The sequence below is a fragment of the Pseudomonas agarici genome (genome assembly GCF_001543125.1).
Lineage (GTDB): Bacteria > Pseudomonadota > Gammaproteobacteria > Pseudomonadales > Pseudomonadaceae > Aquipseudomonas > Aquipseudomonas agarici.
Map to the genome: position 1 here is coordinate 1,576,378 of NZ_CP014135.1, position 20,539 is coordinate 1,596,916.

Annotated in this window: 20 protein-coding genes and 2 pseudogenes; 3 read left to right on the forward strand and 19 right to left on the reverse strand. The window is 59.8% G+C overall.

Annotation, left to right across the window (positions count from 1 at the left end; translation table 11 throughout):
• Positions 1-66 precede the first annotated feature (66 nt).
• Complete coding sequence (locus AWM79_RS06870) at positions 67-1,686, reverse strand: glucan biosynthesis protein D (RefSeq protein WP_060782472.1); 1,620 nt, start codon at positions 1,684-1,686, stop codon at positions 67-69.
• Between the two features lie 323 nt (positions 1,687-2,009).
• On the opposite strand from AWM79_RS06870, the gene AWM79_RS06875 reads away from it, so the two are divergent.
• Positions 2,010-2,693, forward strand: coding sequence for a response regulator transcription factor (locus AWM79_RS06875; protein ID WP_017133712.1), 684 nt, complete (start codon positions 2,010-2,012; stop codon positions 2,691-2,693).
• Positions 2,671-4,065 carry a sensor histidine kinase gene (locus tag AWM79_RS06880; RefSeq protein WP_060782473.1) on the forward strand — a complete coding sequence of 465 codons (1,395 nt, stop codon included), beginning with the start codon at positions 2,671-2,673 and terminating at the stop codon, positions 4,063-4,065. The genes AWM79_RS06875 and AWM79_RS06880 overlap by 23 nt, the downstream gene beginning before the upstream one ends.
• Before the next feature lie 82 nt (positions 4,066-4,147).
• On the opposite strand, the gene AWM79_RS24185 is transcribed toward AWM79_RS06880, so the two are convergent.
• Entirely contained in the window at positions 4,148-4,309 is a 162-nt protein-coding gene (locus tag AWM79_RS24185) for a DUF2986 domain-containing protein (RefSeq protein ID WP_017133710.1), read from the reverse strand.
• A 253-nt stretch (positions 4,310-4,562) separates the two neighbouring features.
• Between AWM79_RS24185 and AWM79_RS25850 the strand changes: the two are divergent.
• Positions 4,563-4,661: pseudogene (locus AWM79_RS25850) on the forward strand (transposase domain-containing protein); the annotation flags it as partial.
• A gap of 31 nt (positions 4,662-4,692) precedes the next feature.
• On the opposite strand, the gene AWM79_RS06885 reads toward AWM79_RS25850, so the two are convergent.
• The 17 genes and pseudogenes from AWM79_RS06885 to phnC all read right to left on the reverse strand — a co-directional run bounded on the left by AWM79_RS06885 (position 4,693) and on the right by phnC (position 20,214).
• Positions 4,693-5,301 carry a GAD-like domain-containing protein gene (locus AWM79_RS06885; protein ID WP_060782474.1) on the reverse strand — a complete coding sequence of 203 codons (609 nt, stop codon included), beginning with the start codon at positions 5,299-5,301 and terminating at the stop codon, positions 4,693-4,695.
• A gap of 11 nt (positions 5,302-5,312) precedes the next feature.
• Positions 5,313-6,197 (reverse strand): annotated as a pseudogene (locus tag AWM79_RS24195) (polymorphic toxin type 15 domain-containing protein); the annotation flags it as partial.
• Positions 6,198-6,767: 570 nt separating this feature from the next.
• Entirely contained in the window at positions 6,768-7,289 is a 522-nt protein-coding gene (locus AWM79_RS06895) for a hypothetical protein (protein ID WP_244159623.1), read from the reverse strand.
• A gap of 74 nt (positions 7,290-7,363) precedes the next feature.
• On the reverse strand, positions 7,364-9,568 hold the full coding sequence (locus AWM79_RS06900; protein WP_060782476.1) for an OsmC domain/YcaO domain-containing protein: 2,205 nt from the start codon (positions 9,566-9,568) through the stop codon (positions 7,364-7,366).
• Positions 9,569-9,730: 162 nt separating this feature from the next.
• A complete protein-coding gene (gene phnP, locus AWM79_RS06905) occupies positions 9,731-10,480 on the reverse strand; it encodes a phosphonate metabolism protein PhnP (protein ID WP_060782477.1) in 750 nt (249 codons plus the stop codon).
• A complete protein-coding gene (gene phnN / locus AWM79_RS06910; RefSeq protein WP_017133705.1) occupies positions 10,471-11,040 on the reverse strand; it encodes a phosphonate metabolism protein/1,5-bisphosphokinase (PRPP-forming) PhnN in 570 nt (189 codons plus the stop codon). The genes phnP and phnN overlap by 10 nt, the downstream gene beginning before the upstream one ends.
• Positions 11,040-12,185 carry an alpha-D-ribose 1-methylphosphonate 5-triphosphate diphosphatase gene (locus AWM79_RS06915; RefSeq protein WP_017133704.1) on the reverse strand — a complete coding sequence of 382 codons (1,146 nt, stop codon included), beginning with the start codon at positions 12,183-12,185 and terminating at the stop codon, positions 11,040-11,042. Before AWM79_RS06915 ends, phnN begins: the two co-directional genes overlap by 1 nt.
• A complete protein-coding gene (gene phnL, locus AWM79_RS06920) occupies positions 12,179-12,895 on the reverse strand; it encodes a phosphonate C-P lyase system protein PhnL (RefSeq protein ID WP_060782478.1) in 717 nt (238 codons plus the stop codon). The genes AWM79_RS06915 and phnL overlap by 7 nt, the downstream gene beginning before the upstream one ends.
• A gap of 26 nt (positions 12,896-12,921) precedes the next feature.
• Positions 12,922-13,743 carry a phosphonate C-P lyase system protein PhnK gene (gene phnK / locus AWM79_RS06925; RefSeq protein WP_017133702.1) on the reverse strand — a complete coding sequence of 274 codons (822 nt, stop codon included), beginning with the start codon at positions 13,741-13,743 and terminating at the stop codon, positions 12,922-12,924.
• Positions 13,740-14,606, reverse strand: a complete 867-nt coding sequence (locus tag AWM79_RS06930) for an alpha-D-ribose 1-methylphosphonate 5-phosphate C-P-lyase PhnJ (RefSeq protein ID WP_017133701.1) — start codon at positions 14,604-14,606, stop codon at positions 13,740-13,742. The genes phnK and AWM79_RS06930 overlap by 4 nt, the downstream gene beginning before the upstream one ends.
• Positions 14,606-15,673, reverse strand: coding sequence for a carbon-phosphorus lyase complex subunit (locus AWM79_RS06935; RefSeq protein WP_017133700.1), 1,068 nt, complete (start codon positions 15,671-15,673; stop codon positions 14,606-14,608). The genes AWM79_RS06930 and AWM79_RS06935 overlap by 1 nt, the downstream gene beginning before the upstream one ends.
• Positions 15,673-16,272, reverse strand: coding sequence for a phosphonate C-P lyase system protein PhnH (phnH, locus tag AWM79_RS06940; RefSeq protein ID WP_017133699.1), 600 nt, complete (start codon positions 16,270-16,272; stop codon positions 15,673-15,675). Before phnH ends, AWM79_RS06935 begins: the two co-directional genes overlap by 1 nt.
• Complete coding sequence (phnG, locus tag AWM79_RS06945; RefSeq protein WP_026013370.1) at positions 16,272-16,721, reverse strand: phosphonate C-P lyase system protein PhnG; 450 nt, start codon at positions 16,719-16,721, stop codon at positions 16,272-16,274. The genes phnH and phnG overlap by 1 nt, the downstream gene beginning before the upstream one ends.
• A gap of 14 nt (positions 16,722-16,735) precedes the next feature.
• Positions 16,736-17,440, reverse strand: coding sequence for a phosphonate metabolism transcriptional regulator PhnF (gene phnF / locus AWM79_RS06950; RefSeq protein ID WP_017133697.1), 705 nt, complete (start codon positions 17,438-17,440; stop codon positions 16,736-16,738).
• A gap of 34 nt (positions 17,441-17,474) precedes the next feature.
• Positions 17,475-18,263 carry a phosphonate ABC transporter, permease protein PhnE gene (gene phnE / locus AWM79_RS06955; protein ID WP_017133696.1) on the reverse strand — a complete coding sequence of 263 codons (789 nt, stop codon included), beginning with the start codon at positions 18,261-18,263 and terminating at the stop codon, positions 17,475-17,477.
• 70 nt (positions 18,264-18,333) lie between these two features.
• Entirely contained in the window at positions 18,334-19,338 is a 1,005-nt protein-coding gene (phnD, locus tag AWM79_RS06960) for a phosphonate ABC transporter substrate-binding protein (protein WP_060782479.1), read from the reverse strand.
• Positions 19,339-19,386: 48 nt separating this feature from the next.
• Entirely contained in the window at positions 19,387-20,214 is an 828-nt protein-coding gene (gene phnC / locus AWM79_RS06965) for a phosphonate ABC transporter ATP-binding protein (RefSeq protein WP_017133694.1), read from the reverse strand.
• Between the last annotated feature and the right edge of the window lie 325 nt (positions 20,215-20,539).

A 20,539-nucleotide genomic window follows, 5' to 3' on the forward strand; every position in this document is an offset into this window, starting at 1 on the left:
ATCTTCGGCGCAATGCCACGAAAGGAGCAACCCGGACACCACCTCAATCAGGCGGTGTCCCCCCCTTCAGGGATAACGCCGCTTTTCCGGCGCCGGCGGAAAGTACTGATACAACCAAGTCTCACTCAAGGTGCGCTCTTGAGTACGGATAAACAGCCGCAGCTCAACCGGATCGACATCGTCATTAGTTGGATACCAGTCGAATGTCACGCGATAACCATCAATCTCATCCAGTTTAAGGACGTTGAAGTCCTTCACCCGTCCATTGGAGGTAGTGACCACCGGCTCGATCCTGCTTCCCTCCGGCAACCGCTCCAGACCGCCGCCTGTGAAGTCCACGGCAAAGCGCCGCGCCCAGACCTCGGGATAATGTTCGCCCGGCGCCCAGCCCTCGATAAAGCCGCCCATGCCCGAACGGGTCGCATGCACTCGCGCCAGGGGCGTGCCAACCGGCGGTAAGGCGCTCCAATACAACTTGTAGCCATAGTTCAGCGAATCACCCGCCTTGACCGGCTGCTTCGGCGTCCAGAAGGCCACGATATTGTCCAGGGTCTCGCCAGTGGTCGGGATCTCCAGCAGGTCCACCGAGCCTTCACCCCAAGGGGTGGTCGGTTCGACCCACAAGCTCGGCCGACGGCTGTACCAGTCGACCGTGTCCTGATAGTTGGCGAATTCATGGTCGGTCTGCACCAGGCCGAAACCCTTGGGATCCTGGTCGGCGAATGCATTGAACTGCACTTTCGCCGGATTATTCAGTGGCCGGCAGATCCATTCGCCATTGCCCCGCCACATCGCCAAGCGGTCGGAATCATGGATTTGCGGATGGATGGTGTCGCACATGCGCCGTTCGTGGGTACCGCAGCTGAACATGCTGGTCATCGGTGCGATACCCAGTTGCTCGATAGCGACCCGGGCGTTGACATGGGCATCGATCGCCATCACCACTTGCTCGGCCTGGCAATCGATATCGAAGCGATAAGCCCCGGTGGCGCTCGGCGAATCGAGCAAGGCATAGACCACAAAACGGGTGCTTTCCTTGCCGGGCGTCTCGAACCAGAACTTGGTGAAGTCAGGGAACTCCTCGCGTTTGTGCGCATAGGTATCGATGGTTAGCCCACGGGCCGAAAGGCCGTATTGGCCAGTCTTATCCACTGCACGAAAATAGCTGGCACCGAGAAACGAGAGAATATCGTGCTGGTCGATCTGCGGTGCCTTGAACAGCTTGAAGCCGGAAAAACCCAGGTCGCCCTTGAGCTGGGATTGATCGACGCCGCTGCTGGCGTAATTGAACAGCGGTGGACGAAAGTGCACTTCCCGCGCCTGGCGGGTCTGGGCATCGACGCTGTACATGCGCACTGGCTGCTTGAACCCCATACCGACGTGAAAGAACTGCACGTCCAGTTGACCCTTGAGGTCATTCCACAATGAATGTTTGGCGTCATACTGGATGGCATTGAATTGTTGTGGGGTCATGTTCGCCAGGGTCGGCGGCAGCACCTGCCGGGTGCTGACATAAGGATCGCTCGCGAGTTTTTTCGCGTGGACCTGCAGCGCCTCGAAATCAAAATGTTCGATGTCACCATCTGCGGCGGCGGCGAGCACTCGGGCCGCGAACAAACCACTGGCCGACAGGCCGGTATAGGCCGCCAGGGCCATGGAAGCTTTCAGGAGATTGCGGCGATGCATAAAGAGACCTGTACTGGGGACATTCCGGAAGGCTACAAGGCACCGGACTAAAAGAAGCATTCGCTCATGACGGCGAACGAACGCGGCTACCGACAAACAGATACCAAATCCTGATGAACGTTCGCAATGACTTTGCAACACTTGCCGATAGCCTCCATTCAGCAAAGGTATGGCTAATGGCCTGTGCGGTTAATTTTGTGAGTCCATTTCGTGGTGCCCCTTAGCACCGACCAGAACCGACATGAAGATTTATTCAGAAAGTTTTCATCTCTTTTTTGGCAAAATCCCATATCTGTTGTGAAGATTCGCACGAGGCAACTGCAATGACTCGCATCCTGACCATCGAAGACGATGCTGTAACCGCCAAGGAAATCATGGCAGAACTGAGCAGCCATGGGCTTGAAGTGGATTGGGTGGACAATGGCCGTGAAGGCCTGGCGCGTGCCCTGAGCGGCGACTATGACTTGATCACCCTCGATCGCATGCTGCCGGGGCTCGATGGCCTGGCTATCGTCACCAGTCTGCGGACAATCGGCGTCGCCACGCCGATTCTGATGATCAGCGCCCTCTCCGATGTCGACGAGCGTGTACGTGGGCTGCGGGCCGGCGGTGACGACTACCTGACCAAGCCGTTTGCCTCGGACGAAATGTCTGCACGGGTCGAAGTGCTGCTGCGGCGCAAGAACCCGGCGCGAGAATTCGAAACTTCGCTGCGGGTAGCCGACTTGGAACTGAACCTCATCAGCCGCGAAGCTTCACGGGCCAAACAACTGCTGAACCTGCTGCCCACCGAATACAAGTTGCTGGAATTCCTGATGCGCAACACCGGGCAGATCCTCTCGCGCATGATGATCTTTGAAGAAGTCTGGGGTTATCACTTCGACCCAGGCACCAACCTGATCGACGTGCATATCGGTCGCCTGCGCAAGAAAATCGAGGGCCCTGGCCTGGCGCCACTGATCCGCACCGTGCGAGGTTCGGGTTATGTCATTACCGAATCCCTCTAAGGGTTGGCGCTCGTCCACCAGCCGTTTGCTGGCACTGTACAGTTTCCTGTTCGTGGCCTGGAGTTGCAGCCTGATGGGCGTGCTCTACTACGAAGTATCCAGCTACCTCGACACCCTGGCGCGGCATTCGCTGATGCAGCGCCAGCACCTGTTCTCACGCTTCCACGGCCAGCAACTGGTGGATGCCCTGACCACCAGCATGACCTTCGACATGCGTGGCATGGACGCCTATGGTTTGTTCAATACGCAGAAAATGCACCTCAGCGGACCGATCCAGGAACTGCCGCCGGATCTGATCATGGACGGCCACATCCATGAACTGGCCAACTGCATCGATTCCGACGACCCCAACCTGCCCCAGGATAGCTGCGACGCCGTCGCCACCCGGACCCATGACGGCAACTGGTTGCTGCTGGTGCGCGACAACGGCTCGTTGTTCGGCGTGACCCGGATCATCCTGCACGCACTGTTCTGGGCGGTATCGCTGACCATCCTGCCCGGCGTGGCCGGCTGGCATTTGCTCAGGCGGCAACCGATCCGCCGGATTCGGGCGATCCAGGCCAGCGCCGAAGCGATCGTTGCAGGCGACCTCGGCCATCGCCTGGCGCTGTCCAACCGACGGGACGAACTGGACATGCTGGCGGCCATCGTCAACGCCATGCTCGACCGTATCGAACGACTGATGAACGAGGTCAAGGGCGTCTGTGACAATATCGCCCATGACTTGCGCACCCCCCTCACCCGCCTGCGCGCCCAGCTCTACCGCCTGCAGCAACAGGCCCCGCAAGACTCGCCCGAGGCTCTGCAACTGGATGGCGTGATTGCCGAAACCGACACCCTGATGGCCCGTTTCAAGGGGCTGCTGCGGATTTCCGAGCTGGAAAACCATCAACGCCGCTCTGGTTTTGTCGTGCTCGACCCGCTGCCATTGCTGCATGAGCTGCATGATTTCTACCTGCCACTGGCCGAAGAAGCGCAAATCAACATGCGCCTGGAACTGCCAGAGGCAGTGCCGTTTATCACCGGCGACCGTGCCCTGCTGTTCGAGGCATTGGCGAACCTGCTGAGCAACTCGATCAAGTTCACTCCAGCGGGCGGCGACGTAGTGCTGTTGGCGGCCAACAATGGCGGTAGCACCCGGATCGAAGTGCTGGACTCCGGCCCTGGCATCCCGCCCTCCGAGCGCGACGCGGTGTTCCAGCGCTTCTACCGTTGCGACGATGGCAGCCAGCACCGCGGCTTCGGTCTGGGCTTGTCGATTGTCGCGGCGATTATCAAGCTGCACGGCTTCAGCTTGGAGATTGGCACCCATGATGGAGCCGGGGCGCGGTTGATTCTTGAGTGTAAGGACAGCTTGATGGCGGCTGACTGAGGTCTGCCCCTCACGGCACCTGCCATCGAAATATCTAGCTCAACCAGACTTATAAACTCCCAGGGTGCTTAAGAGATATGGATCAGCTCTCAGAGGACATGATCGAATCCTGAGCAAACTCAGCAGCCAGCTTCAATCGGTCAGCTTTACTAATGTATTTAGGATTGCTTTTCGGCGCCAACTTGGCACTGGCTTTTTTAGCGTGCGCCTCTAATAGCTGCTTTATTTTTTTACGGCGATTCATATTTTTCTACTCGATTTGCAGACGCTTAAATGATACCAGACTCAAATATTCAATCCGACTCCCTGAGTCACGTGCGTTGTATCCATGGAGCGTTCCGGGCTGATTGAGGTTGATCACCTTCGCGACCACAATGAGGCGTAACCGACCGGTGAAGTCACCTACCTGATCCCAGCCATAAGGGCTTTCCGCGTTCCCCTAGGCCGTGCTTACTAAATAGGCGTTCGGCATAAGCCTCGATATCGAGCCGACTGGGGATCCTTGTCCATATCTGAAGGATGTCCTCACGCGACTGCCGACGCAGCGGGTGAGTGAAATCGATCAGTTGCTGCCGCATAAGTGGCAACTGGATTAAATACTTCAGGCGGCATGCCCGCATGCATGCCTTAAAAGCTATATGGCTTAAGCTCTGCGAGCTGGGACAGCAGGATTAGATGCTCCACTGTTTTTAGTTTCTCAACATGATCAAGAGATGCCGATCCGCCAAGCATTAACGCTGGAACAAAGCCATACATTTCATCATGGCGCAGCGTGCCGAGCTTTTTCTTCGCCGGCTTGAACAAATCATCGAAATCGTTATACTCAACTTCTGTAGATAAAAGAAAATTTTGTAGCTCTCTATCCATTTCATCACTTGTAATTTCAAAGTCATGAATAACACACCGAGAAATACAGCTGGTAATTTTAAGTGAAAATCCTGTTTTTTCGCCCCATAGATACAAGTCGCCAAAGGCGCTGCGGGCAATCAGGTGGTAGGTATCGTGCTCTTCAAAACTCGTCCCTTCAATCCAGGCCGCTACCACCCCTTCGTATTCTTGCGGGTTCACTATCCAGAAAATCCCCTCACCGTAACCGCACCAGCCGTGTTCGGCCCAGTATTCCAACAACTTATTAGGTAACTTGCCTCTATAGTTTTCAATACTTGACGTTGGTACTTCCTGCCGGTCCACAGGCCCGCCAAAGGTTTGCAAAAAAATTGAAAACACTTCATCCATTGCTTTTCCCCTTAACATTTATGAAGCTTGACATTGAGATAGGTGTCACCACGTAAAATTGCTGGCACTGCCTCCACGGCCTTTTTCAAATTTGTTATTTTTGGTCCCCACTGAGGGCCTATACCGGAATTGACTTGTCGGTCACCGAAATCAGCGATGATATCTTTCCCGCCAGCGCTCAGATCAGGGTTGTGTAGTCCTGCAAGGTTTGACATCGTTTCCTGGGCTTTTTTCACACTTTCTGCTTTCGCAGCTACGGGGCCCATAGTTTTCGAATATTCCCTTTGAAGTCGTGTTTGCAAGCTGGCTTGTAAATCTTTTCGAGCTCGTCTGGCAGCCGTTTGGCTACGCTTAACCGGATTGACGATGTTCTCTAAATACTCATCAACCGTCAGTCGATTCAGCCCGTCCTCCTGCCCCTTCAATTGCCGCTCGAACTCTCCGACTTTAGAGGCCGGCATCTTGTCTGCCTTGAAGCATTCGACGTCATGGCGCGGCATAGTATTTGGCTTTCCCTTGGGCGGCTCTTTGTCTTTTCCAGATGGGCTGTTCGGTGGTGGTGGTTCCTGCGGCCCAAGTGCGCCTCTGCGAGGCTCTGTCGCTTGTAGGTCAGGATGTTTTTTCAATGCTTCTTCGTGCTTGAGCATCCACTGGCCAAGCTTTGCACCTCGCTCGCTGCCTCGCATTTCGGTTGCGAGCACCCTTGCGTTTCCACGACCTCGCGTCAGATAAGCAACGATTGCTCTTAGCAGGAGAATTACTACGGCCTCATGAGAGCGTGCAATATCCCACGCACCTTGTTGTGCTGCCATGCTGTCGTCGGAAAAGGAAATCAACGGATTACCGGTTCGCTCTCGAGGGCCGTTCCAAGCGGTGGAAACCCCACGAATGTAGCCCCTAGGCCACGCTTACTAAATAGGCGTTCGGCATAAGCCTCGATATCGAGCCAACTGGGGATCCTTGTCCATAGAGGCATTCATCGCTCCTGCGCTCGGGGGAGAATTGGGAAAGTTAAGCTTTGTGCCATGCTCTGTCAAAAGTGATCTCAAGAGATCCAAACCTTGAATGCAGCGGCAGTCGAAAGGCCTGTGCTAGATGATTCCCGCTCCCCTGTGGTTCAGGCAGTGCGACGCAGAGTCAGGATACCCACGTCGGACGTCTACAAATTTACCTGCTAGATGACTTCGCCAGACGCATACAATGAGGCATCAGTCGATTTGCTTGAAGGCAAGTGGGTTGCGGATTCGGACCGATAGATCCAAGCGCAACTCTGAAGCGGATCCGTCGCGGGGCCACGAGCAATTGCCACGGACACATTGAAGGAAGCCTGGGCGACTGATGCAAGCGCCGGTCGCGGGCAAGGCGGGAATATCGTTCGCATCGCTGCGAGCCCCCACCCAGCCCTGTCGCCTCAGGCGGTGCCGATCAATATTGATGGTTTATCCTGGTAAGAAACGCACCAGGACTCAGTTACTGGGTCGTTGTTTGGTCGAATCCAACTCGGCTTTTTTAATCGTGCTGAGTTCGGTGATCTGCGCTGACTTGGCGATTGCCATATCGAAGGTGTTCTGCATTTTGGCAATGGCGTCGTCGGTCGCCGAACCTTTCAGTCCACCGCCGGCTGCCCAATCGAAGTTCCAGACACCGGAAAGGTTATCGGCCCCAGCCACATCGTGAGTTTCGATGGCGGTGAAAACATCAGGATGACGCTCCATGTACTTGGCTGCATCGGCAACCTCGGCTGGAACTTTGCCCGAGGTGTCGCTGGCCAGTTGAGAAAGCTCCTGCTTGGTAATCGCCGACTTGCCATTTTTGCGCATGTAATCGGCAATGACCTGGCTGGACTTGGCCGTGTCCAGGGTGCTGTCAAACGAAGTGTTGGGTTTTTGAGTGCTCGGCCCGCCACCAGCGGGTGATACGGTAGTAGACATCGGCGCTGCTCCCTCTATGGAATGACTGATATCGTCGCACTGACGATATCGCGTCACAGACGGTATCATGGGCCAATAGCCACTTATCACCGACTTCACAACAATTCACAACGTTTCCCATCTGAGCGCCATCAGCTCGCCAAGCCCGCTGCTCGGGCTCGCGCGGCGTGTAGTTTCTTGTAGCTGTCGGTCAGCCGCTGATGCCGCTCAAGCCCTTCGAGTTGCATGCTCGTCGGCGTCAGGCCATGGAAGCGCACGCTGGCGTCCACCGAGCCCAACGCGGCATCCATCCGCTCGTTGCCGAACATCCGGCGGAAATTGACTTCGTAGTCATCCAGCTCCAGATCGTCGTCCAGTTGCACTTCCAGTACCGCGTTCACAGCCTGGTAAAACAACCCGCGCTCGACGGTGTTGTCGTTGTACTGCAGGAAGGTTTCCACCAACTCCTTCGCCTCCTCGTAATGCCGCAAGGCGAGATGGATCAGCAGCTTCAGTTCCAGGAGGGTCAACTGGCCCCATGCGGTGTTGTCGTCGAACTCGATGCCGATCAGGGTGGTGATGTCGGTGTAATCGTCCAACTCGCTCTCCTCCAGCAACCCCACCAGCGCTTTCAGGCCAGCATCGTCCAGGCGGTGCAGGTTCAGGATATCTTCGCGAAAGAACAGTGCCTTATTGGTATTGTCCCAAATCAGATCATCCACCGGATAGATTTCCGAGTAGCCCGGCACCAGGATGCGACAGGCCGTTGCACCCAGGTCGTCGTACACCGCCATGTACACTTCCTTGCCCAGTTCCTGGAGAATGCCGAATAGCGTCGCGGCCTCCTCGGCATTGGCGTTTTCACCTTGGCCGGAAAAGTCCCACTCGACAAACTCGAAATCGGACTTGGCACTGAAAAAGCGCCACGACACTACGCCGCTGGAATCGATAAAGTGCTCGACGAAGTTGTTCGGTTCGGTCACTGCATGGCCTTCGAAAGTCGGCTGGGGCAGATCGTTCAGGCCTTCGAAACTGCGGCCCTGCAACAGTTCAGTCAAGCTGCGCTCCAGCGCGACCTCGAGGCTGGGGTGCGCCCCGAAGGAGGCGAACACGCCGCCGGTACGCGGGTTCATCAAGGTCACGCACATCACCGGGAATTCGCCGCCCAGCGACGCATCCTTCACCAGCACTGGGAAGCCCTGCTCTTCGAGCCCCTGAATACCGGCCAGGATACCAGGGTATTTCGCCAGTACTTTCGGTGGCACATCCGGCAGCGCCATTTCACCTTCGATAATTTCGCGTTTCACCGCACGCTCGAAGATTTCCGACAGGCATTGCACCTGCGCTTCGGCCAGCGTGTTACCGGCACTCATGCCATTGCTGAGGAACAGGTTTTCGATCAAGTTGGACGGGAAGTACACCACTTCGCCGTCGGATTGGCGCACAAACGGCAGCGAACAGATACCACGCTCGACATTGCCGGAGTTGGTGTCGTAGAGATGCGAGCCACGCAACTCGCCCTCCGGGTTGTAGAGCTTCAGGCAGTACGCGTCGAGGATCTCGACCGGCAGCGCATCCTTACGGCCTGGCTTGAACCAGCGCTCGTTGGGGTAATGGACAAACGCCGCGTTGGCGATGTCTTCGCCCCAAAACTGATCGTTGTAGAAAAAATTGCAGTTGAGCCGCTCGATAAACTCGCCCAGCGCCGAGGCCAGTGCGCTTTCCTTGGTCGAGCCCTTGCCATTGGTAAAGCACATCGGCGAGTGGGCATCACGGATATGCAGGGACCACACGTTAGGCACGATATTGCGCCACGAAGCGATTTCGATCTTCATGCCCAGGTCCGCCAGAATGCCGGACATATTGGCGATGGTCTGCTCCAGCGGCAGGTCCTTGCCGGTGATGTAAGTGAGCGCTGCGCAATCCGAATTGAGCATCAACAACGCCTGGGCATCGGCATCGAGGTTGTCCACCTCCTCGATCACAAAGTCCGGCCCCGTTTGCACCACTTTTTTCACCGTGCAACGGTCGATGGAGCGCAGAATGCCCTGGCGATCCTTGGTGGAAATATCGCTGGGTAATTCGACCTGGATCTTGAAGATCTGCTTGTAGCGGTTGTGCGGATCGACAATGTTGTTCTGCGAAAGACGGATGTTATCGGTGGGGATATTGCGTGTCTGACAGTACAACTTCACAAAATAGGCGGCGCACAACGCCGACGACGCCAGGAAATAGTCGAACGGCCCCGGCGCCGAGCCATCGCCCTTATAGCGGATAGGTTGATCGGCCACCACCGTGAAGTCATCGAACTTGGCTTCAAGACGGAGGTTGTCGAGAAACTTAACCTTTATTTCCATGCGGGAATTACCACTATAACGAGCTAAATAATTGGCCGACATTATCCGGTTTTTCCGCCAGAAGAGCACGCGGTCACGGCATCTCTCGCACCTTTGCCGGTGATGCCGGTGGTTTGACCCGTCAATACCGGTCGCTCACGCCATGGTGGCTACCGCTGAAACCTACAGTGTCATGCCATCCCTGGCGACCTGTACCGAGGCTGGCAAGGAGCCGGCGTGATCCAGCAGCCAGGCATCCAGCGTGTGACCGACATGGGTGAGTACCGCCTGCGTCGGTTTCAGCGCGGCGATCATGGCCAGCGCCAGGTTCAGGTCGTTGTGATTGCGGGGCGCCTGGGGTTGCGGCGGCATTGAGCAATCGAGCACCAACAGATCCAGCGAGCGCCCCCGTAGGAAGGTTTCGGTGTCGGCGGGTAGCCCGACGGTATCGGTCAGGTAAGCGATACAACGGCCCTCGCCTTCCAGCAGATACCCCAGGGTCGGCTTGGAATGTAGCAACGGCACGGCAGTGACGCTCAACGCCCCCAGCCGGCGGGTTTCGAAGGCCGTGAAGGGTTGGCTGAAGTCGAGAATCCCCGGATGTTTGTAGAGATCCGCCAATCCTTGCGGATCGGCCGGACCATGCACCGGGATCACCCATCCCTGGCCCCAGCGCAAGTGCAGCAAGCCCTGGGCGTGATCGGCATGATAATGGGTTTGCAGGATACCGCTGAAACTGTGCGGCGCAAAACGCTCGCAGAGATCCGGCAGGCCGCTGTCGATCAGCCAGCGCTGGTCGCCACACTCCACCAGGGCACTGCATGGCAGACGCCGTAATGCGGACTGCCGGCGGGCCGCAACGCAGGCCCGGCAGTCACAGCCATACACCGGCACCTGGCGCGCATCGCCGGTGCCGAGCAAGGTCAGGCGCATGTTCGCTCCTCGCCGATCAGGGCAAACAACCGGGTCACGGTCTGGTGGATCGGCCCGGAGTTGTCGAGCAGCATCAATGCCGGATCATCCGCCGCCAGCACGCCGGCCCCAAGGTCAGCGTTGCGCGCCAGGCGCGCCTCGATCTGCGGCAACGACTCGCGCCCTCGCGCCAGCAACCGCTCGCGCAATACCGCCGGGTCCACCGTCAGCAGGATCGCCCGCAGGTCGGGGTAACGCTCGCGAGCCTGCGCCAGATAGCCGCGAGAACCGTTAACCAGCACATCCTGCCCCGCCGCCAGCCACTGGTCGATTTCCCGGGGAATCCCGTAGCACAGCCCGTTGGCCTTCCAGCTCAAGGCAAAGGCGCCCTGCACCTGCATCACCGCGAACTGTTCGGCACTGACGCCATGGGCCGCTTCGCCGACTGCCTCGGCGGAACGAGTGATGACCCGCCGCACGATGCGGCAGTTGCGTTGTGCCAGAGGTTCGCGGGCGGCATCGAGCAGGCTGTCCTTGCCGGAGCCAGAAGGCCCGATGAGATAGATCAACCTGCCCGCCATCAGAACACCCTCTTCGCTTGTCGCCAGACTTGTTGGATCACCGGCAAACCGCCCTGGTCGCGCGCATGGATCAGGTCGGCACGCAGGCCCACACCGATTTCCCCACGATCATCGAGCCCCGCGGCCCGGGCGGGTGCCCGGCTGACCATGGCCACTGCCCGCGGCAGGTCGCAAGCATTATCCTGGGCCGCCAGCAGAAACGCCGCCTGCAACAGGCTGGCCGGATAATAGTCGCTGGACAGAATGTCCAATAAACCGTCCTTCGCCAGGGCCGCCGCCGCTACGTTGCCCGAATGAGAACCGCCGCGCACCACGTTCGGCGCGCCCATCAGCACCGCCATACCCAGGCGATGGCAGGCAGTGGCTGCCTCCATCGTCGTGGGGAACTCGGCGATGTTCATACCGAAGGCCGCCGATTCCTCGACATGGGCCAGGGTCGCATCGTCATGGCTGGCCACCGACAGGCCACGGGCCAGGCAGTGCTCGACAATCGCCGCGCGATAGCGATTGCTATATTGCGCCGAGTTGGCAATCTGCAGGACGATGAATTCATCCATCTGCTCGTTGCTCAGGTGGTACTTGCCCATGTAGTACTCGCGGTACTTGGACTCCAAGGCGAATTGGCGTTGGCCCGGCGAGTGATCCATGACCGAGACCAGTTGTACCAACGGATTTTCCACCAGGTCGCGAAATACATTCAGTGTCTCTGGATGGCAAACCTCGCAACGCAGGTGCAGGCGGTGCTCGGCGCGGGTCAGCCCGGCGGCGCTGGCGGTGGCAATGGCATCGAGCATGCCCGGCAATTGCTGCATGCGCTTGCCCTTGGGGTTGACGTCGCCGATGGACAAGGCGTCGAACACGGTGGTGATGCCTGCCGCGATGATCTGCGCGTCATGGCTGAGCACCGCCGACACCGAGGGCCAGTCCACCCCCGGACGCGGGGTCATGTGTTTTTCCAGGTTGTCGGTGTGCAGTTCGATCAACCCCGGTAGCAAGTAATCGCCTTGCAGGTCCAAGGCCTGGGGCAGTTGGCTGCGGCCCTCGCTGATCTCGGCGATGAGGCCGTCGCGCAACACCAGGGTGCCGGTAATCTCTTGGTCGGCAAGCACCAGTCGGGCGTTGCTGAGAATCTGCTCGTTCAGCATGGCGTGGCTTCCTTGGACAGCGAGGCAGTCGGGGTCATATCGAGATGGCGATCGGCAACCGCTTCGCGGGCGGCGCGATCATGGAAAATGCCGATCAGCGCGGTGCCGGCGGCTTTCGCCTCGCCGATCAGTTCCAGCACCACCTGGCGGTTGGCATCGTCGAGGGACGCCGTAGGCTCGTCGAGCAGCATCAGCGGCCAATCCACCATAAAGCCACGGGCGATGTTCACCCGCTGTTGCTCACCGCCGGAGAAAGTGCCCGGCGCCAGTCGCCAGAGCCGTTGCGGGATATTCAGGCGGCTCAGCAATGCCTCGGCGCGGGCCTGGGCGGTGGCGCGGTCCCAGCCCCGACTCAGGGCTGGCTCCATCACCACATCCAGGCAGGCGACCCGGGGGATCACCCGCAGGAACTGGCTGACATAACCCAAGGTGCGCTGGCGCACGGCCAACAGTTGCCGAGGCTCGGCACTGACCAGCTCCAGCCAGTTACCGACATGGCGAATGCGGATGCTGCCACCCGCAGGCAGGTAGTTACCATACAGCGTGCGCAGCAAGGTACTTTTGCCGGCACCGGATTGGCCGTGAAGCACCAGGCACTCGCCGGCGTCGACGCTGAAGGCCAGGCCGTTCAGCACATTGAGCACCACACCGTGTTGCTGGTGCAGGGTGAAGGTTTTCGAGAGGTCGCGGACCTCGAGCAGCGTTGTCATCGGAGACACCTCAAGCGAAGCGCGAATCAGGGTTGCAGGACGGAGGACACCAGCAGTTGCGAGTAGGCGTCCTGGGGGTCGTCGAGGATTTGGTCGGTGAGCCCCGACTCCACCACTCGCGAGCGGCGCATCACCATCAAGCGGTCCGCCAGCAGGCGCGCCACGGCCAGGTCATGGGTGACGATCACCACCGCCAGGTCGAGTTCGCGCACCAGGCCGCGCAGCAGATCGAGCAGGCGTGCCTGCACCGACACGTCGAGACCGCCGGTGGGTTCGTCCATAAACACCAGGCGCGGCCCCGAGACCAGGTTGCGGGCAATCTGCAGGCGCTGTTGCATGCCGCCAGAGAAGGTCCGTGGCAGGTCGTCGATACGCAGCGGGTCGATCTCCACCTGGCTCAGCCAATCGATCCCGGCGGCACGCAGTTGCCCATAGTTGCGCACGCCCTGGGCCATCAGCCGCTCGCCGATATTGGCCCCGGCGGAGACGCCCATCCGCAGGCCATCGCGGGGGTTCTGTTCGACAAAGCCCCACTCGGTGCGCAGCAGGGTGCGGCGCTCGGCTTCACTGGCACTGTAGAGATCCAGCCAGTTGTCAGACTTATCACGGTAGGCAATTGCACCGCTGTCCGGCGGGCAACGTCCGCTGAGCAGTGACAGCAGGGTCGACTTGCCCGAACCGGATTCGCCGACGATACCCAGCACTTCGCCGGGATAGAGATCGAAGCTGACGTCCTGGCAGCCCTTCTCGGGACCATATAATTTGCCCAGGCCACGCACCTGCAGCAAGGGCTTGGCGCGTTCGTCCTGACGCGTCTGGAGGGCCGGGTTCAGTAAAGCGGCATTCATTGACCTTGCTCCTGTTCGCTGACGCGCTGGGCGCAGTAATCGGTGTCTGAGCAGACAAACTGCTGGGTGCCGGCATCGTCGACGATCAACTCGTCGAGAAACGAATCGTGGCTGGCACAAATCGCGCAGCTCTGCTCCCAACGCTGGATCTCGAAAGGGTGATCTTCGAAATCGAGGCTGCTCACCCGCGTGTAGGGCGGCACCGCGTACAGGCGCTTCTCGCGTCCGGCGCCGAACAGCATCAGGGCTGGGCTCATGTCGAGTTTCGGGTTGTCGAACTTGGGAATCGGCGACGGGTCCATCACGTAGCGCTCGTCGACCGTCACTGGGTAAGCGTAACTGGTGGCGATATGGCCAAAGGTGGCGATGTCCTCGTAGAGCTTGACGTGCATGACCCCGTAGTCGTTGAGGGCGTGCATGGTCCGCGTCTCGGTTTCCGAGGGCTCGATAAAACGCAGCGGTTCGGGGATCGGCACCTGGTAGACCATGATCTGGCCGGCCTGCAACGGTGTTTCCGGAATCCGGTGGCGGGTCTGAATTACCGTGGCGTGCGGCGTGCGTTCGGTGGTGGCGACACCGGCGGTGCGGGCGAAGAAACGGCGGATCGAGACGGCATTGGTGGTGTCGTCGGCGCCCTGGTCGATGACCTTGAGCACATCCTCGGCACCGAGAATCGCCGCCGTCAGTTGCATGCCGCCGGTGCCCCAGCCATAGGGCAGCGGCATTTCGCGGCCGCCGAACGGCACCTGGTAACCGGGAATTGCCACGGCCTTGAGCAGGCCGCGACGGATCATGCGTTTGGTCTGCTCGTCAAGGTAGGCGAAGTTGTAGGCTTCGTCGCGGATCGGGGTCTGGCCGTTCATCAACGGTTCTCCTCGGGGTGGCGCAATTTGCGGATCAGTTCCAGTTCGGACTGGAAATCGACGTAGTGCGGTAGCTTGAGGTGCGAGACGAAACCAGCGGCCTCGACGTTGTCACAGTGGGCCAGCACGAATTCCTCCTGCTGCGCCGGCGAAAGCACTTCTTCGTTGAATTCCTCGGCCCGCATCGAGCGGTCCACCAGGGCCATGCCCATCGCCTTGCGTTCGGCGTGGCCGAAGGCCAGGCCATAGCCGCGAGTAAACTGTGCCGGCTCGGTTTTCGAGCCGACGAACTGGTTGACCATTTCGCACTCGGTCACTTCGATGCTGCCGATGGCGATGGCAAAGCCCAGCTCCTCCGGTTCAATCCAAACCTCGACCTCACCGATACGGATCTCACCGGCAAAGGGGTGATTGCGCCCGTAGCCGCGTTGGGTCGAATAGCCCAGAGCCAACAGGAAACCTTCGTCGCCGCGGGCCAATGCCTGTAGGCGCTGAGCCCGGCTGGCCGGGTACTCCAGAGGTTCGCGGGTGATATCGTCGACCGCGGCACCCTGGTCGTTTTCGGACTTGATCAACCCTTCCTTCGCCAACAGCTCCAGCACCCGTGGGCACGGCGCCACGCTGGCGCCCTCTTCCACTTGCGGCCCCGGATGCTCGCCTTCGGCCAGCAGCGTAAAGTCCAACAAACGGTGGGTGTAGTCGAAGGTCGGCCCCAGCAACTGACCGCCCGGCACGTCCTTGAACGTCGCCGACAGCCGCCGGTTGAGCTGCATGTCCGAAGTATCGATGGGCAGGCTGTCGTTGAAGCGCGGCAGCGTCGTGCGATAGGCCCGCAGCAGGAAGATCGCTTCCACCAGGTCCCCCGCCGCCTGCTTGATCGCCAGCGCGGCCAGTTGTTCATCGTAGAGCGAACCCTCGGTCATCACCCGCGCCACCGCCAACGGCAGTTGCTGGCGTACCTGTTCAACCTCGAGCTCGGCGATGGCGGTGTCGCCACGGCGTTTTTTTGCCAGCAGGCGGTGGGCATTGTCGATGGCTTTCTCGCCACCCTTGACGGCTACATACATCAGGCAAGCTCCTCGGACAGGTGGCTGACACGGGTACTGCGCGGCAGGCCAAGCACATTGCCGCCCGCCAGAAAAAACACATCCAACCCAAGGGGAAACGCACCGTGGCGCTCGCGCTGGTGCCAGAAGTCCTCGACCAGCGGCAGGCTGACCCGCTGGTCGTCGCGGATGCCCGGACCGCGCCAAGTCACGGAGCGCCCGCTGTCTAGCTGGGGCAACTGAACCAGCAAGGTGCAAGACTGATCCGGATAACGTTCGTTGCCCAAGTCGAAGCCGGCGAGGTCATGCAGATCCTCGACCGCGAGCAGCGCGAAGCGTGCTCCTTCACGCTGGGTGGTCAGCGGACAGGCACAGTGAAAAGCCAGGTTGGCGCGAATCGCCGGGGTATCGAAGGACGGCGCCAACCACAGCGGCGTGTCGCCGTCGAGCAGCGCCAGGCACAGGGCGTAGGTGGCCGGGGCCAGGCCGTCCAGGCTCGTCAGCATCGGCAGGGCCTGGGCCACGCCAGGATTGGCCAACGCATCGAGGGCCGCGCGGAAACTGCGCTGGGCATCCAGCACCGGGTCGGCGAAGGCGCCTTGCAGAAGACTTGCATTCATCAATTTTCTCCTCGTACCAGGGTGAAAAACTCGACCTTGGTCGCGGCGGTGTCGGCCTCTTTCGCGGCCCGACGCAGGGCCTCGGCATGGGCCAGGGGTTCGATCAGTTCGCTGAGCCAGCGCGCCTGCTGGCTGCCTTGCAGGTGTGCATCGGCCAGCGCGGCCAGCTCGGCGTGCTGTTTGTCGCGTCCGGCCAGGTAGCTGTAACCGACTCGGCCATCGGCCAGGCGTACCACGCAGCGGGTGACGGTCATTTCGCCGACATTGAATGGCGCACCGGTACCGCCCATGCGGCCACGCACCAGGGTCATGCCGACTTCCGGGGCTCGAATCACTTGGTAATCGGTGTCGCGCAGGGCCGCTTCATGGGCGTGTAACTCCACGCCTTGGGCGCGGGCCAGCACGCCAATCCAACGTTGCCGTACAGCATGTGTTTGGGGAGCAGTCATCTTGAGGTTCTCCATCAGGTCACGACCTGGTACTGAAAGCGGTCCGAACGGCTGGTAGACAGCGCCAGCTCCACCGGTCGTCCAGCGGGGTCACGGGAAACGGTCAGCACCGTCAGCACCGGCATATGCCGGGGCATCAGCAATAGGCCAGCCTCGTCGCGGCTGGGCAGGCGCGCGCCGATCAGGCTAAAGGTGCGAGTCAGGGGCAGATCGCGGTCGGCGAAGAACTGACGCAGCGAACCGCCGTTGTAGGGAGCCAGCCAGCGGGCGCGGCTGGCGCAGTAGCGGTGGCGAATCAGGCTCACCGGTTGCTCGTCGAGCAGGCGCAGGGTTTGCAGTTCGATCAACGGTGCCTGCTCTTGCAGGTCCAAGTGGCGGGCGTCCTCACGACTCGCCGGGCAGTGCCGGCGGCGTAACAGCAGCGCCTGGACGCCGACGCCCTGGGCCGACAGCGACTGGCTGTAGGCGCTGTCCGCCGCCATCGGGTAGATCAGCGGGCGATCCAGCACTTGAGTGCCCTTACCCTGCAGGCGTAACAAGCAGCCCTCGGCCACCAGTTCGTCGATGGCGCGACGGATGGTGTGGCGGTTCACCGAGAAGCGCGAGGCCAACTGCACTTCGGGTGGCAGGTAGTCGCCCGCACGATAGCCGGACAACTCGCGACGCAGGGTGTCAGCCAGCTCGCGGTAGATCGGCTCTACTTGTCTAGACAATACCATGGCTAAAAAAAGCGCCGTCAGGCACCCTCTCCGATCAGATGAATTGTTTGCGCAGGCGTTGCGACAGGATGTCGATCACACTCACCACGAAGATGATCAGCAGCAGCACCGCGCACGTCTGGGTGAACTGGAAGGCGCGAATGTTTTCCCAGAGAATTACGCCAATCCCGCCGGCCCCGACCATCCCCACTACCGTCGCCGAGCGCACGTTGGACTCGAAGCGGTACAGCGCGTAGGAGATCCATAGCGGCATGACCTGTGGGATCACCCCGTAGATCACTTCCTGCAAGGCACTGGCGCCAGTGGCACGCACACCTTCCACCGGCCCTGGATCAATCGCTTCGACCGCTTCGGCGAACAGCTTGGCGAGAACCCCGGTGGTGCTGATCCACAGCGCCAGGACACCGGCGAACGGACCCAGGCCAACCGCCACCACAAACAACATGGCGAACACCATTTCGTTGATCGAACGGCACGAGTCCATGACCCGGCGCAGTGGCTGATGAATCCACCAGGGGGTGATGTTGTCGGCGCAGAGAATCCCCAACGGTACCGAGCAGATAATCGCCAACAGCGTGCCCCAGAGGGCGATATGCACGGTGACGATCATTTCCGTGAGGTAAGAGCGCCATTCGTGGAAGTCAGGTGGGAAGAAGTCAGCGGTGAAGGTGGCCATGTTTCCTGAATCGCGGTACAGCTGCAGGGGGTTCATTTCCGCGCCGTGCCAGGCCCAGGCGAGCATCGCCAGGAACAGACCCCAGCCGATGTAGCGGGTCCAGGAGCGTTTGCCAACAGCGTCGGCGTATACAGCGTGAGTGGTCATGAGCAGCTCTCTTCGACAACGGATGAGGCGGTACCCGGCCCCTCGGGGCCAGGTGGCTTAACCCTGTGAGTCAACCCGCGTTGGTGGCGGTTTTCTTGTCCAGCTCGGTGATGCGTTCTTGCAGCTTCGCCAGGTCGGCATCGAGGCCCTTGAGCTTGCTGGCTTTCTCTTGCTCACTCAGGGTGGTGCTGGCGCTGACTTCGGTGCGCTGCTTGAACAACTCAAGTTGGCGAATGGTCAGCAACTGGTCATCGCTGGATTTGAGGAACTTGCCCAACTGCATGTTATCCAGCACGGCCTTCTCTTGTGGGGTGTCGCCGTAGCTGGCGAAGAACGCACTGATCTTGGCTTTGTTGGCGTCCGAAAGGTTCTTGTTCCAGACCATCGGGTCGGCCGGGATCAGCGGCGAACGCCAGATTTCCTTGAGCATCGCCGACTTTTCCGGTTGGGTCACTTTCAGGCGGTCCCAGCTTTCGGTGTTGAAGGTCGCGACATCGAGCTGGCCCTTGGCGACGCTCAGGGCGTTCACTTCGTGGCTGGAGTTCAGGGTGCGTTTGAAAGCGGTGGCGGCGTCGACATGATTCTTGGCAAACACGTAGTAGCCGGGTACGAGGTAGCCGGAAGTGGAGTTAGGGTCACCATTGCCGAAGGTCAGGTCCTTGGCCTTCTTGAGCATGTCTTCGACTGAGTTGATCGGACTGTCCTTACGCACGATCAGCACGCTCCAGTAGCCGGGATTGCCGTTGGCGGCGGCGGTCTGGGCGAAGATTTGACCGTTGGAGCGGTCCACCGCCTCCATCGCCCCCTTGTTGCCGAGCCAGGCCACATCGACCTTGTTGAAGCCCATGCCCTGAATCAGGCCGGCATAGTCGGAAGCAAAGATGGCGTTGACTTTCAGGCCGGTCTTTTTCGACATGTCGTCAAGAAACGGCTGCCAGACACTCTTGAGGTTCTGCGAGGACTCGGTGGACATGAGACCGAAGTTGATGACGTTTTCTTCCGCCTGGGCGGTGCCCAGGGTAAAGCTGGCCAGCAAAGCGGCAGACGCAAGGACGCGACCGATACGGTTCAACATGAAATGGATTCCTGCAGGTGCGTTAAGGGTTCGAAAGATTGTCTGGATTTAGGCCAGGACCAGCCGGGGCGCGTTATCCATGCGCCGAGCCTGATCGGAAAACATCAGGCTGGTGTCCAGGTCGGCGCCGTACAGGCCGTTGAGCAGAGGCCCGTTCAGCTCTGAAGCCGCACCGTCGTAGTGGATCCGACCGCCCTTGAGCGCCACGGCGCGAGGGCAATAACGAACGGCGTAATCCACTTGATGCAGGGTCACCACCACGGTCTTGCCGTCGCGGCGATTGATGTCGGCGAGGATCTCCATGACCTTGCGCGCCGATTCCGGATCGAGGGAGGCAATCGGCTCGTCGGCCAGGATGACGTCCGCGCGCTGGGTCAGGGTGCGGGCGATGGCGACACGTTGCTGCTGGCCGCCGGACAGGGTCGAGGCGCGCTGACCGGCCAAGTCGAGCAGGCCGACACGCTCCAGGGATTCGTGGGCCCGATGTCGTTCCTCGGCGTTGAATAGAGCGAAATTGCCGCGAAAACGCGGCATGCGACCTAGGCAACCGAGCAGCACGTTGTCTAGAACACTCAGCCGATTAACAAGGTTGAACTGTTGGAAAATATAGCCGATGTCGGCCCGCAGGCGGCGCACATCGCCATTGAGCCGGCCGCTGGACTGAACGTCGCGACCCAGCACTTGAACCCGTCCTCCGTTATCGCGATCGCACACAGCGAGGCCGGCGAGATGGCGCAACAAAGTCGACTTGCCGGATCCGGAAGCGCCGATCAACGCGACCATCTCGCCGGTCTGGATGGACAGTTCGAGATCGACCAAGGCGGTCTTGCGCGAAAAGGTCTTGTTCAAACGATCGACATGGATGGCTGCGGTCATGGTCGCTCTCTGTCTGGTGGTAGAAGCCGTCCATGGCTGCATTGAGATGAGCAGACGTTAAAGCGCGCGTGTTGCGATCCCGCGAACGAGATATGACCGTAAAGTCACGGTTTGATGACGTTTGTGTTGATGTTTTTCCAAGAGCCGCGTAATTGCGGGGTCATCTTTAGTGGCCTGTACGGTGAGTTCGTTAGCTCAAGTTCGGATGCCACCCGTTCATGGCCAAGGCGCGGTGACGAGTCATAACCTGGCTATGGCAAGAAACAGCAACGCCGGCCAGGGGCCGGTGGCGCCGAAATTGACTCATAGAACTCACCACACAGGC

Coding starts and splice junctions, on each gene's coding strand:
- phnG (WP_026013370.1), bottom strand. CDS start 16,721: ATGACTGCTCCCCAAACACATGCTGTACGGCAACGTTGGATTGGCGTG.
- AWM79_RS24185 (WP_017133710.1), bottom strand. CDS start 4,309: ATGAATCGCCGTAAAAAAATAAAGCAGCTATTAGAGGCGCACGCTAAA.
- phnL (WP_060782478.1), bottom strand. CDS start 12,895: ATGACAACGCTGCTCGAGGTCCGCGACCTCTCGAAAACCTTCACCCTG.
- phnC (WP_017133694.1), bottom strand. CDS start 20,214: ATGACCGCAGCCATCCATGTCGATCGTTTGAACAAGACCTTTTCGCGC.
- phnD (WP_060782479.1), bottom strand. CDS start 19,338: ATGTTGAACCGTATCGGTCGCGTCCTTGCGTCTGCCGCTTTGCTGGCC.
- AWM79_RS06935 (WP_017133700.1), bottom strand. CDS start 15,673: ATGTATGTAGCCGTCAAGGGTGGCGAGAAAGCCATCGACAATGCCCAC.
- phnE (WP_017133696.1), bottom strand. CDS start 18,263: ATGACCACTCACGCTGTATACGCCGACGCTGTTGGCAAACGCTCCTGG.
- AWM79_RS06870 (WP_060782472.1), bottom strand. CDS start 1,686: ATGCATCGCCGCAATCTCCTGAAAGCTTCCATGGCCCTGGCGGCCTAT.
- AWM79_RS06900 (WP_060782476.1), bottom strand. CDS start 9,568: ATGGAAATAAAGGTTAAGTTTCTCGACAACCTCCGTCTTGAAGCCAAG.
- AWM79_RS06885 (WP_060782474.1), bottom strand. CDS start 5,301: ATGGATGAAGTGTTTTCAATTTTTTTGCAAACCTTTGGCGGGCCTGTG.
- phnH (WP_017133699.1), bottom strand. CDS start 16,272: ATGAATGCAAGTCTTCTGCAAGGCGCCTTCGCCGACCCGGTGCTGGAT.
- AWM79_RS06930 (WP_017133701.1), bottom strand. CDS start 14,606: ATGAACGGCCAGACCCCGATCCGCGACGAAGCCTACAACTTCGCCTAC.
- phnK (WP_017133702.1), bottom strand. CDS start 13,743: ATGAATGCCGCTTTACTGAACCCGGCCCTCCAGACGCGTCAGGACGAA.
- phnP (WP_060782477.1), bottom strand. CDS start 10,480: ATGCGCCTGACCTTGCTCGGCACCGGCGATGCGCGCCAGGTGCCGGTG.
- AWM79_RS06915 (WP_017133704.1), bottom strand. CDS start 12,185: ATGCTGAACGAGCAGATTCTCAGCAACGCCCGACTGGTGCTTGCCGAC.
- AWM79_RS06880 (WP_060782473.1), top strand. CDS start 2,671: ATGTCATTACCGAATCCCTCTAAGGGTTGGCGCTCGTCCACCAGCCGT.
- AWM79_RS06875 (WP_017133712.1), top strand. CDS start 2,010: ATGACTCGCATCCTGACCATCGAAGACGATGCTGTAACCGCCAAGGAA.
- phnF (WP_017133697.1), bottom strand. CDS start 17,440: ATGGTATTGTCTAGACAAGTAGAGCCGATCTACCGCGAGCTGGCTGAC.
- phnN (WP_017133705.1), bottom strand. CDS start 11,040: ATGGCGGGCAGGTTGATCTATCTCATCGGGCCTTCTGGCTCCGGCAAG.